The sequence below is a fragment of the Streptomyces sp. NPDC060184 genome, from assembly GCF_042728795.1.
Classification (GTDB): Bacteria; Actinomycetota; Actinomycetes; order Streptomycetales; family Streptomycetaceae; genus Streptomyces.
Map to the genome: position 1 here is coordinate 55558 of NZ_JBHWYX010000048.1, position 12195 is coordinate 67752.

General features: G+C 74.4%; 10 protein-coding genes. 4 read left to right on the top strand and 6 right to left on the bottom strand.

What is annotated here, in order from left to right:
- Positions 1-384: 384 nt before the first annotated feature.
- A complete protein-coding gene (locus ACFWEE_RS26845) occupies positions 385-2214 on the top strand; it encodes a glycoside hydrolase family 15 protein (protein WP_386892881.1) in 1830 nt (609 codons plus the stop codon).
- Positions 2215-2414: 200 nt separating this feature from the next.
- Positions 2415-3803 (top strand): FAD-binding oxidoreductase, encoded by a 1389-nt coding sequence (locus ACFWEE_RS26850; RefSeq protein ID WP_386892852.1) that lies wholly within the window; start codon positions 2415-2417, stop codon positions 3801-3803.
- 12 nt (positions 3804-3815) lie between these two features.
- Here ACFWEE_RS26850 and ACFWEE_RS26855 read toward each other — a convergent pair whose 3' ends face one another.
- The 5 genes from ACFWEE_RS26855 to ACFWEE_RS26875 all read right to left on the bottom strand — a co-directional run bounded on the left by ACFWEE_RS26855 (position 3816) and on the right by ACFWEE_RS26875 (position 9192).
- Complete coding sequence (locus tag ACFWEE_RS26855; RefSeq protein ID WP_386892853.1) at positions 3816-4910, bottom strand: glycosyltransferase family 4 protein; 1095 nt, start codon at positions 4908-4910, stop codon at positions 3816-3818.
- A 297-nt stretch (positions 4911-5207) separates the two neighbouring features.
- Positions 5208-6962 (bottom strand): DNA repair protein RecN, encoded by a 1755-nt coding sequence (gene recN, locus ACFWEE_RS26860; RefSeq protein WP_386892855.1) that lies wholly within the window; start codon positions 6960-6962, stop codon positions 5208-5210.
- Positions 6963-7088: 126 nt separating this feature from the next.
- Entirely contained in the window at positions 7089-8000 is a 912-nt protein-coding gene (locus tag ACFWEE_RS26865) for an NAD kinase (RefSeq protein ID WP_386892857.1), read from the bottom strand.
- Positions 7997-8812 carry a TlyA family RNA methyltransferase gene (locus ACFWEE_RS26870; protein ID WP_386892859.1) on the bottom strand — a complete coding sequence of 272 codons (816 nt, stop codon included), beginning with the start codon at positions 8810-8812 and terminating at the stop codon, positions 7997-7999. The genes ACFWEE_RS26865 and ACFWEE_RS26870 overlap by 4 nt, the downstream gene beginning before the upstream one ends.
- Before the next feature lie 8 nt (positions 8813-8820).
- On the bottom strand, positions 8821-9192 hold the full coding sequence (locus ACFWEE_RS26875) for a hypothetical protein (protein WP_386892861.1): 372 nt from the start codon (positions 9190-9192) through the stop codon (positions 8821-8823).
- 42 nt (positions 9193-9234) lie between these two features.
- Between ACFWEE_RS26875 and ACFWEE_RS26880 the strand changes: the two genes are divergently transcribed.
- Entirely contained in the window at positions 9235-9582 is a 348-nt protein-coding gene (locus ACFWEE_RS26880; protein ID WP_386892863.1) for an SCP2 sterol-binding domain-containing protein, read from the top strand.
- 146 nt (positions 9583-9728) lie between these two features.
- Here the strand turns inward: ACFWEE_RS26880 and ACFWEE_RS26885 are convergent, their stop codons facing one another.
- Positions 9729-10766 carry an HAD-IIA family hydrolase gene (locus ACFWEE_RS26885; protein WP_386892865.1) on the bottom strand — a complete coding sequence of 346 codons (1038 nt, stop codon included), beginning with the start codon at positions 10764-10766 and terminating at the stop codon, positions 9729-9731.
- Between the two features lie 71 nt (positions 10767-10837).
- On the opposite strand from ACFWEE_RS26885, the gene ACFWEE_RS26890 reads away from it, so the two are divergent.
- Positions 10838-12118 carry a DUF1015 family protein gene (locus ACFWEE_RS26890; protein ID WP_386892867.1) on the top strand — a complete coding sequence of 427 codons (1281 nt, stop codon included), beginning with the start codon at positions 10838-10840 and terminating at the stop codon, positions 12116-12118.
- Positions 12119-12195 lie beyond the last annotated feature (77 nt).

Here is a 12195-nt window from a genome sequence, read left to right on the forward strand (position 1 = left end):
GATTCCGGGGGTGCCGTCGCTGCGGTTCGGGGGCCTCGTCCGCTCTCGCGTCCGACCACCGGTCCACGGGCTACCAGCCTAACAGCGACCTGAGGACCCTGCTTCCGGCCACACGCTCCGCACGAGCCTCACGAAACGTCCGCACCTCTTCCACGCCCCACCCGTTCGGCTCCGACAAGATCCCTGAACCGTCGCGCGGATCACATCGGTGCGTCGTATCCTGCTCGGACACTCGCTGACGAGCGGGACGGCCGGCCCGCGGCATCACCCCCGCCCGCTCCCGCCGGTCACAAGGGCTCTATCGACCCCTCCGAACTTTTTCTTATTTCCGCAGCAAGCGCCCCCTCAGCGGGGCGGTACATGGCCGTTCGACTGGAGACGCACGTGGCCGGGCGCATCGAGGATTACGCACTCATCGGAGACATGCAGACAGCGGCGCTGGTCTGCCGGGACGGCACGGTCGACTGGCTCTGCCTGCCACGCTTCGATTCCCACGCCATCTTCGCGGGACTTCTGGGTACCGAGGAGCACGGCTTCTGGCGGCTGGGGCCGCTGGACCCCTCGTCCGAGGGCGCCGACGGGGCGGGAGCAGCCGCCGAGCCGCCCGCCGCCGACCGGCGGCGCTACCGCGGCGACTCGCTCATCCTGGAGTCGGAGTGGGACACGCCGCGCGGCACCGTGCGCGTGATCGACTTCATGCCGCCCCGTGACGGCGCCCCCCAGCTCATCCGCATCGTGGAGGGCGTCAGCGGCCGGGTGACGATGCGCTCGTCGCTGCGGATGCGGTTCAGCTACGGCCGGATCACCCCCTGGGTGCACAAGGTGGACAGCCGCACGGTCGCCGTGGCCGGACCGGACTCCGTCTGGCTGGACACGCAGGCGGAGACGTACGGCAAGGACCTGACGACGTACTCCGACTTCACGGTCTCCCCCGGCGACCGCGTCGCCTTCACGATCAGCTGGCAGCCCTCGCACCACCAGCCGCCCGCCCTGCCGGAGCCGGAGGGCTCGCTGGAGGCGACCGAACGGTTCTGGGAGGAGTGGGTCGCGCAGTGCACGTACCACGGCCCCTACCGGGAGGCCGTGACCCGCTCGCTCATCACCCTGAAGGCGCTCACCTACGCGCCGACCGGTGGCATCGTCGCGGCGCCCACCACCTCGCTGCCCGAGGAGATCGGGGGCGTGCGCAACTGGGACTACCGCTACACCTGGCTCCGCGACGCCGCGATCACCCTCTCCTCGCTGCTGCGCACCGGCTACCGCGAGGAGGCCCGCGCCTGGCGCGAGTGGCTGCTGCGGGCGGTGGCGGGCGACCCGGAGAACCTGCAGATCATGTACGGCATCGCCGGCGAGCGCGAGCTCGGCGAGGCGGAGCTGGACTGGCTGCCCGGCTACGAGAACTCCGGCCCGGTCCGCGTCGGCAACGGCGCCGCCGACCAGCTCCAGCTCGACGTGTACGGCGAGGTCACCGAGGCGCTGCACCTGGCGCACATGACGGGCCTGACCCGCAACGACTACGCCATGGGCCTCCAGCTCAAGCTGATCAGCTACCTGGAGCAGCACTGGTACGAGCCGGACGAGGGCATCTGGGAGGTGCGCGGCCCCCGCCGCCACTTCGTGCACTCCAAGGTGATGGCCTGGGTCGCGGTCGACCGGACGATCAAGCTGATCGAGTCCGGCGACGTGGAGGGGCCGCTGGAGCGGTGGCGCGAGCTGCGCGACGACATCCACCGCGACGTCTGCGACCGGGGCTACGACCCCGAGCGCAACACCTTCACCCAGTCCTACGGCTCGAAGGAACTGGACGCCTCGCTGCTGCTGATCCCGCAGATGGGCTTCCTCCCGCCGGACGACAAGCGGGTCATCGGCACGATCGAGGCGATCCAGCGCGAGCTGTCGACCGAGGACGGGTTCGTGCTGCGCTACCCGACCTCCGGCGACGACGCGGGCGTGGACGGCCTGGAGGGCGACGAGGGCGCGTTCCTCGCCTGCTCCTTCTGGCTGGCGGACGACCTGGCGATGATCGGACGGGTCGACGAAGCCCGCCAGCTCTTCGAGAAGCTGCTCTCGCTCCGCAACGACCTGGGGCTGCTCGCCGAGGAGTGGGACTCCCGGCTGCAGCGCCAGGTGGGCAACTTCCCGCAGGCGTTCAGCCACGTCCCGCTCATCGACACCGCGCTGCGGCTGACGGCCAGCGGGGCGTACGCGGGCTGACCCGGCGCCTCGGCACGCACGCCCCGGCCGCCCTTCCGCGGTGGCCGGGGCGTCGTGCGTACGGGACCGGGCGACGGCCCGCACCGCGGCCCGGTGGGGTGGGTCCCTCCCCCCGGGCCGTCGGGCTCTCCCGCCGGGCTCTCCCCCGGCCCCGGGACTACGCTGGGAAGGTACGTTTCTGCCCCTCGGAAGGGGGCATCATGACGCCCCGCACTCTGTTCGACAGCTCCCTCGCCGCGCTGCGCGAGGGGTTCTCCGGCGCGATCCTCACCCCCGAGGACGAGGGGTACCACGAGGCACGCGCCGTCTTCAACGGCATGATCGACCGTCGTCCCGCCCTGATCGCCCAGTGCGCGTCCGCCGAGGACGTCGCCTCGGCCGTGCGGTGCGCCCGCGCGGAGGAGCTGGAGATCGCCGTCCGCGGCGGTGGCCACAGCGTGGCGGGCATGGCGTCGAGCGAGGGCGGGCTCGTCGTCGATCTGCGCCGCATGCACGAGGTGACCGTCGACCGCGGAGCGGGCACCGCCCGGGTCGGCGGCGGCGCCACCATGAGCCATCTGGACCGTGCCACCCAGCCGTTCGGCCTGGCCACCACGGGCGGGCGGGCGTCGACGACCGGGGTCGGCGGATTCACGCTGGGCGGCGGATCGGGCTGGCTGGAGCGGAAGTTCGGGCTGGCCTGCGACAACCTCCTCGCCGCCGAGGTGGTCACGGCCGACGGCTCCCTCGTCAGGGCGAGCGAGCGGGAGAACCCGGACCTGTTCTGGGCGCTGCGCGGCGGCGGCGGGAACTTCGGCGTCGCCACCTCGCTGACGCTCCGTCTGCACGAGCTGCCCGCCATGAGCATGGCGCTGATGTTCTTCCGCCCCGAGGACGGTCCGCAGGCCGTCACCGCCTTCCGCGACCTGATGGCGTCGGCGCCCGAGGAGGCCGGCGGCGGCTGCCTCTATCTGACCGGTCCTCCCGAGGACTTCGTGCCTCCGCAGTTCGTCGGCAAGCCCGTCTGCGGTGTGCTGATCACCTGGGCCGGTACGGAGGAAGGGCTGCGGGAGGTCGCCGCACCGCTGCTGGCCCTCCCCCACGAGGCGGAGGTCGTCGCCGGGATTCCCTACGCGGACCTCCAGTGCATGCTGGACGATCCGGCGGGCCGGCGGAACTACTGGTCGGCCGAGTACCTGGGCGCCTTCCCGGACGAGGCGGTGACCGCGTTCTGCGCCACGGCGGACGCCATGCCCGTACCGTCCGGGTCGCAGCACATCCTCTTCCCGCTGGGCGGGGCCGTGGCGCGCGGGCCGGCCGAACTGCCCGTGCGGTGGCGCTCCTCCCCCTGGGTCGTGCACCCCTTCGGCATCTGGGACGACCCGGCCGACGACGCCCGCGCCCGGCACTGGGTCCACGAGGCGCGCGCCGGGGTCCGGCCCTGGGCGGACGACGCGGTCTATCTCAACTTCATCGGCCAGGAGGGTCACGAGCGCGTCGTCGCCGCGTACGGCGAGGAGAACTACGCGCGGCTCGCCGGGGTGAAGCGCCGCTACGACCCCGACAACATGTTCCGCCTCAACCACAACATCGAGCCCTCGGCGGCCTGAGCGGCCATCAGGTCAGCGGGTCCGGGTGAGCGGTTGCGCCAACTCGTCGTAGACCGTGAGGACATGGGTGATGGTGTCCTCCTCGGTGGGCCAGCCCGCCGCCTGCGCCCGGCCCTCGGCGGCCAGCCGGGCGCGCCGGTCCGGGTCGAGGAGCAGCCCCGAGACCGCCCGCGCGAGCGCCTCGGGGTCGCCGTAGGGGACGAGTTCGGCGGCGTCGCCCACGAGTTCGGGGATGCCGCCGACGGCGGTGGCCACCAGTGGGGTACCGGCCCGCAGCGCCTCCTGCGCGAGGTGGGAGCGGGCCTCCCAGCGGCTGGGGATCACCACGAGGTCGGCCGCACCCACGAGTTCGGGGATGTCGTCGCGGGCGCCGATCAGCCGGACCGGCAACCGCTCGCCCTTGACGCGGCGTTGCAGGGCGGCCCGCTCGCGGCCCTCGCCGACGACGACCACCTGGGGCACCGGGTCGAGGGTGCCGAGGAGGCGGGCGGCGTCGAGCAGGACACCGTATCCGTGACGCGGCATCAGGCTGCCGACGGCCAGCACCAACGGGTTCCCCACCGCGCCGAGTTCGGCACGGACCTTGGCGAGGTGCGCCGGGTCGGCGGCGGTACGGGAGAGGGGTGCGGCGACCGGGGCCAGCCGGGCGTCCCGGGCGCCCCTGCGGCGGGCCCGGTCCACCTGGTCGGAGGAGGTGCCGAGCAGGACGGCCGCCGCACGGGCCGCCCGGACCTCCAGCAGATGCCGCACGCGCCTGCGGGCGCCCTCGGCGTGGCCCCGGCCGTGCCAGGTCACGACCAGCGGGACGCGCAGGCCGCCGAGGGCGGCAGCGGCGCGGACAGCCGCGTGCGGGCCGTGCGCGTGCACCACGTCCGCGCCGAGGCAGGCGGAGCGCAGGGCGGCCATGGAGACGGGGTCGCCGCGCCGGGGCACCGCGGCGAAGCGGGCACCGGTCGCGGAGAAGTCGTGGACCAGGTCCACGGCGGCGGGCGCGCAGACGGTGACCTGCACCCCTCGCGCGGTCAGCCCGGCGGCGAGCGACCCGACGTGGGCGCAGCTGCCGGCGCCTCCGCCGCCCAGGACCTGCACCGTTCGCAGCTGTGACACGTCGATTGGCTCCCGGACTTCCCGCGTCGTTGAGGGGTGCGTGCCACGGCGGGCACAGCCCCAAGGATGCCAGTCCGTACGGGCGTTGCCGACCGCCGGAACGTTGCTGCACCCCGGTCCGGCGACAACCGGCCGTTCCGTACCACTCGCACGAGTGACGGCCACGACGGCGAACCGGCGCCCGGGACGCCCGGCGCCGCGCCGGAACGCACCCCGGCCCGCCGGAGCGGGCGCCGGGGTACGGACACGGCGGGGGCGCCGGGGTGCCGACGCGGCGCCGACGCCCGGGCGCCGCTCCTACGCGCTGTCCGCCCGTGCGGTGGCCAGCAGCTCCTCCGCGTGGGCACGGGCCGTCTGGGAGTCCTCCTGGCCCGCGAGCATCCGGGAGAGTTCGCGTACCCGGTCCTCGCCCTCCAGGACGGTGACCCCGCTGCTGGTCACCGAGCCGTCCACGGTCTTCTCGACCAGCAGCTGCCGGTCGGCGAACGCGGCCACCTGCGGGAGGTGGGTCACCACGACGACCTGGGCGGTCCTGGCCAGCTTGGCGAGGCGGCGGCCGACCTCCACCGCCGCCTTGCCGCCGACGCCCGCGTCGACCTCGTCGAAGAGGTACGTGGGCACGGGGTCGGAGCCCGCGAAGACGACCTCCACGGCGAGCATCACCCGGGAGAGCTCACCGCCCGAGGCGCCCCGGGCGATCGGCCGGGGCTGGGCGCCGGGGTGCGGGGCGAGCAGCAGCTCGACCTCGTCCGCGCCGGAGGGGCCGTAGACGACGCTGCGACCGCCCACGTCGATGCCGGAGGCCTCGTCGGGCGCCTCGGTCTGCCGGATGGCGAAGGAGACGCGGGCGTGCGGCATCGCGAGGGAGGCCAGCTCCTCGGTGACGTCCGCCGCGAAGCGGGCCGCCGCCTCGGTGCGGGCGTCGGTGAGGGCCTGGGCCAGTGCGGAGAGCTCTTCGCGCAGGGCGTCGCGCTCGTCGGTGAGTTCACCGATCCGGTCGTCGTCGCCGTCCAGCTCGGTGAGGCGCGCGGCGCCCGCCTCGGACCAGGCGAGCACGGCGCCGATGTCCTCGCCGTACTTGCGGGTGAGCGCGGTGAGCGCGGCCCGGCGCTCCTCCACGGAGGCGAGGCGCAGCGGGTCCGCGTCGAGTTGGTCGGCGTATCCGGCGAGGTCCCCGGAGACGTCGGCGAGCAGGATGGAGATCTCCCCGATGCGGTCCGCGAGGGCGGCGAGGGCGGGGTCGTGGGAGCGTACGGCGTCCAGTGAACGGCCGGCCGCGGCCACGACGGTCGTGGCGTCCACGACCTCCTGGTCCTCCGGGTTCCCGGCCAGCGCGGTGTGCGCGAGGGCGGCGGCGGAGGCGAGGGCCTCGGCGTGGCCGAGGCGCTCGGCCTCGGCGGCGAGTTCGGCGTCCTCCCCGGGCAGCGGTTCGACGGCCGCGATCTCGTCGAGGCCGAAGCGCAGCAGATCCGCCTCCTGGGCCCGCTCCCGGGCCCGGGTGGTGATCTCGTCCAGCTCCACGACGACCGCGCGCAGCCGCCGGTAGGCCGCCGCGTACTTCTCGTGCGGCACGGCGACGCCGTCGCCCGCGTACCGGTCCAGGGCCTGGCGCTGCCGGGCGGGCTTGAGCAGCCCCTGCTGGTCGGTCTGGCCGTGCACGGCGACCAGTTCGTCGGCGAGTTCGGCGAGCACCCCGACGGGCACGGATCTGCCCCCGAGGTGGGCCCGTGAGCGGCCCTCCGCCGAGACGGTACGGCTGATCAGCAGCGCGCCGTCCTCGATCTCCGCACCGGCCTCCTCGGCCCGCAGGGCGACCGTGTCACCGTCCCCGACCGTGATCCGTCCCTCGACCACCGCGGCCTTCGCACCGATCCGCACCAGGGCGGGATCGGCACGTCCGCCGAGCAGCAGCCCGAGGCTCGTGACGACCATGGTCTTGCCCGCTCCGGTCTCACCCGTGACCGCGGTGAATCCGGGCGACAGCTCGACCACGGCATCGTCGATGACTCCGAGCGACCGTATCCGCATCTCCTCCAACACGGACACGACCATACGAGGTTTCACCGCCCCCGTGCGACGGCCCCCGCCCGCGACGCGCCCGCGGGCGTCCGCGCGCGGCCCCGGCCCACCGGCCCCGGACGGGTGTCCGGGCCCCCGCCGGGGCCGTGCGCGCCCCCGTCACTGCGGCAGGCCGCGCCATCCCGAGACCGGCAGCGCGAACTTCGCGACCAGCCGGTCGGTGAACGACGCGTGGTGCAGTCGCGCCAGCCGTACGGGTACGGCTCCGCGCCGCACCTCGACGCGGGCACCGGCGGGCAGCTCCACGTTCCGGCGGCCGTCGCACCAGAGGACCCCGTGCGGGGTGTGCGGCTGGACCTCCACCGCGAGCACCGACGACGGCGAGGTGACCAGCGGCTTGGCGAACAGGGCGTGCGCGCTGATCGGCACCATCAGCAGGGCCTCGACCTCGGGCCAGACGACGGGCCCGCCGGCGGAGAACGCGTAGGCGGTCGAGCCGGTGGGGGTCGCGCAGACGATCCCGTCGCAGCCGAACCCGGTGACCGGCCGGCCGTCGATCTCCAGGACGACCTCCAGCATCCTTTCGGGCGAAACCTTCTGCACGGCCGCCTCGTTGAGTGCCCAGTCGGTGTGCACGACCGCGCCGTTGCTGTGCACCACGACGTCGAGCGTCATGCGCTCCTCGACCTCGTACGCCCGGGTCACCACACGGGCGACCACCCGGTCGAGGTCGTCGCGTTCGGCCTCCGCGAGGAAGCCGACCCGGCCGAGGTTGACCCCCAGCATGGGGACGCCCGAGGCGCGCGAGATCTCCGCCCCGCGCAGCAGGGTGCCGTCACCGCCGAGCACGATCAGCAGTTCGCACCCGTCCACGGCGGCGGGGGTCGCCTCGGCGACCGTCTCCACCGCGGCCGGGACCGGCAGATCGGCCGCCTCGGCCTCCAGGACCCGCACGCCGAGGCCGTTGCGCAGCAGTCCCTGCACCACGAGCTCCGCGCTGCGGATCGCGGCCGGACGGCCGGTATGCGCCAAAAGGAAGACTGTTCGTGCCGTACTTGTCGTCGTCGTCAACGAGGCCCCTCCGCCACTGCACGGTCCACATCTGCCGGATCCAGTTCGGGTGCGCCGGCCCGCAGCCACAGAAAGTACTCGACGTTCCCCGAGGGGCCGGGCAGCGGACTGGCCGTGACCCCGCGCACCCCGAGCCCCAGCGCCGCCGCCCGGCGCGCGACCTCGCGTACCGCCTCGGCGCGCAGTTCGGGGCTGCGCACCACCCCGCCGCTGCCGAGCCGTTCCTTGCCGACCTCGAACTGCGGCTTGACCATGAGGACCAGGTCGGCGTCGGGGGCGGCGCAGCGCACCAGCGCGGGCAGGACGAGCCCCAGCGGGATGAACGAGAGGTCGCCGACCACCAGGTCCACCGGCAGCCCGTCGATGTCGTCGAGGGTCAGTTCGCGCACGTTGGTGCGGTCCTTGACGACGACCCGCTCGTCGGACTGGAGCGACCAGGCGAGCTGTCCGTAGCCGACGTCGACGGCGAGGACCTGCCGGGCCCCGGCGCGCAGCAGCACGTCGGTGAAGCCGCCGGTGGACGCCCCGGCGTCCAGCGCGCGGCGGCCTTCCACCTCCAGCCCCAGCGGTACGAACGCGGCGAAGGCGCCGGCGAGCTTGTGCCCGCCGCGCGAGACGTACTCCGGATCGCTCTCGTCCTTCGCCACGACCACGGGGGCGCTGGTCTCCACCTGGGTGGCGGGTTTGGTCGCGACCAGGCCGCGTACGGAGACGCGTCCCGCGGCGATCAGCTGGCTCGCGTGCTCGCGCGAGCGGGCGAGCTTGCGGTGTACCAGCTCTGCGTCGAGGCGGCGACGGGCCACTCCTGCCACGGTTACGTTCAGCTCCTGTTGTCGTACGGGGGTGCGGGTACGGGCCCCGCGTCCAGCGCGGTCAGCGTGGAACGCAGCCCGCGGTGTACATCCTCGTACACCTCGGTGTGTCCGTCCGCCGCGAGGTGGTCGGCGTCGGCCAGGCGCTCCAGCGCGGCGTCCACGGCGGCGTTCCCGGTGGGGGTGCGGACGACGCCGAGGGGGGCGGGCGCGGCGGGCGCGTGGGAGGGGGCGGTGGCGGAGCCGGCCGCCTCCTCACCGGGGACGGCCGCCCGCCCACCGGGGACGGGCGTCCCGCCGTCGTCGCCGGGGGCGGTGCCGGGTGCCGCCGGGGATGCCTGCGCGGACACGGTCCCGGGCCCCGTCGTCAAGTCGTTCATGCCGGAACGCTACCTCGGTGCGCTGGGGTACCGTCGATCACGATGGCGACCATGGCAGAGTGCCGCAGCGCACTCGACAGACTTTCCGACAATCTCGCGGGCGCGGACGGAGACGTGCGCAGCGCCGCCTCCCTGGACCGCTCGCTGAGCTGTCACATCAAGGACCTCGATGTGACGTTCACCGGCCGGCTCACGGACGGCCGCATCCGGGTGCTCGACACCGTCGAGGGCCCACCCCCCGAGCGGGCCGAGATCAGACTGGCGATGACCGGCGACGACCTGGTCGCGCTGGTGGACGGCGACCTGAACTTCGCCAAGGCGTGGGGGGCGGGCCGGGTCCGCCTGGAGGCGGGGTTCCGGGACCTGCTCAAGCTGAGATCGCTGCTCTGAGGGGCTTTTGGGGCACCTGAGGCGGGCACGGGCCGCCTCAGGGGGGCACTGGAATTGAGGCGGGCACGGGCCGCCTGGGGCGGGCGGGCCGAACCGCCTTCACCGGCCGGCTCCCGGTCACCGCCCGCCCCCTCCCCCGCCTTCCGTCAGAGTCCCAGGCGGGCGACGGCCTTCCCCGCGTCGAGGGAGCACGCCACGGAGCCCCCGGCGGTCCACGCGGCGCCGCAGAGCGCCCGCAGCCCGTCGATCGGGTCGAGGGCGTCCCCCTCGCCGTCGAGGACCAGCTCCTGCCCGCGTGGCGACGCGGTCCACCCGCCGCAGCGGGCCGTGCCGTCCTCCACCGTCACCTCGGGCTGCCCGGTGAGCAGCCCGCGCAGGTCCCGGTCGACGTACGTCGGCCGGTGCTCGGGCACCGCCGCGACCAGCTGGGCGGCGTCGGTCACCCCGGTCAGCACCAGCAGCGAGTCCACCCCGCCGTTGAACGCGCCCTCGATGTCGGTGTCCAGGCGGTCGCCGACGACGAGCGGGCGCTCGGCCCCGGTACGCAGCACGGTCTCCCGGTGCATCGGGGGCAGCGGCTTGCCCGCGACCTGCGGCTCGGCGCCGGTCGCGATCCGGACGACCTGGACGGCCGCGCCGTTGCCGGGGGCGATGCCCCGCGCGCTGGGGATGGTGAGGTCGGTGTTGGACGCGAACCAGGGCAGGCCCCGGTTGACCGCGTACGAGGCCTCGGCCAGCCGCGACCACGGGAAGTCCGGGCCGCCGTACCCCTGCGCCACCGCGACCGGGTCGTCGTCCGCCGAGTCGACCGGGACGAGCCCGCGCTCCTCCAGGGCGACCCGCAGCCCCTCGCCGCCGATGGCGAGGACGCGGGCGCCCGCCGGGAGCTGGTCCGCGACCAGCCGAGCGACCGCCTGCGCGGAGGTGATCACGTCCGACGGCTCGGCGGGTACCCCCAGCTCGGTCAGGTGGGCCGCCACCGCGGCGGGTGTCCGCAGCGCGTTGTTGGTGACGTACGCGAGGTGCATCCCGCCGTCCCGGGCGGTGGTGAGCGACTCGACGGCGTGGCCGATCGCCTGGCCGCCCGCGTACACGACCCCGTCGAGGTCGAGCAGAGCCGTGTCGTACGCCTCGCTCAGCGGCGTACCGCTGCCGAGCGGCCGGGACGTGTCCTGCTGACTCATTGTGTTCGCTCCTCGTTCGATGCGTCTGCCCCGATCATCGCGCATCGACGGGCCGCACCTACGATGCGGGGATGGACACATCGGGGCACGTCGGAAAGGGGCTGCGCCTGTTCCCGTTCCGTGGCGTGCGTTACGTCCCCGAGCGGGTGGGCAGCCTCGCCGCGGTGACGTCCCCGCCGTACGACGTGGTCGTACGGCCGGACGGCCTGCACCACCTGGAGTCGGCGGACCCGCACAACATCGTGCGGCTGATCCTGCCTCAGGACGGCTCACCCGCCGCCCGCAACCGGCTCGCGGCCCGGACCCTGGACGCATGGCTCGCCGAGGGGGTGCTCGCCACCGACCCCGAACCCGCGCTCTACGTCTACGAACAGCGCGGCAACGGCGTCCTCCAGCGCGGCCTGATCGGCGCCCTTGCACTCTCCCCCGCCGCCGACCGGATCGTCCTCCCGCACGAGGAGGTGATGGACGACGTCGTGGCGGAACGGGCCGCCCTGATGCGCGCCACCGGCGCGCACCTCGAACCGCTGCTCCTCACCTGTCCGGGTGACGGTACGGAGTCCGGCGCGGCGGCGGTCGTCGAGCGGGCGGCCCGGCGGCCCCCGCTGCTCACCACCACGACGGAGAACGGGCTCCGGCACCGGCTGTGGGCCGTCACGGATCCGGCGGAGCAGGCCGAGGCCGCCGCCGATCTCCTGCCCCGCCAGGCCCTCATCGCGGACGGCCACCACCGGTGGGCCACCTATCTGCGGCTCCAGCGGGAGCAGGACTCCCCCGGGCCGTGGGACTTCGGCTTGGTCCTCCTGGTCGACACGGCCCGCTACCCGCTCCAGGTGCGCGCGATCCACCGGGTGCTCCGCCGGCTCGCCCCCGCCGACGCCGTGGCCGCGCTCGGCGGCCGGTTCCGGGTGCGGGAGGTGGCGGGCCCGCTGCCCCGGGCGCTCGGCGCGCTCGCCGCCGCGTCCGAGGAGGGCAACGCCTATCTGCTGGCGGGCGACGGCGCGTACCGCCTCGTGGACCGTCCGGACCCCGCCCTGCTCGCCCGCACGATCCCTGCGGGCCGCCCGGAGGCCTGGCGCACCCTGGACGCGACGGTGCTGCACGAGACGCTGCTCGACCGGGTCTGGCGCCTGCCGGACACCGCCGAGGAGATCGCCTACCTCCACGACCCGGTGGCCGCGGCCGAGCAGGCCGAACGGTCCGGCGGTACGGCCGTCCTGATGCATCCGGTACGCGAGTCCGTCGTCCGCGACCTCGCCCGACAGGGCGTCACCATGCCGCGCAAGTCCACGTCCTTCGGCCCGAAGCCGGCCTCCGGCCTGGTGATGCGGAGACTCGCCTCCGCCGACTGAACGGCGTCCCCGGACCGCCGCGGATACGGGGACGGATACGAAGAAGGGCGGCACCCCTCGGGGGCTGTCTCTTATAC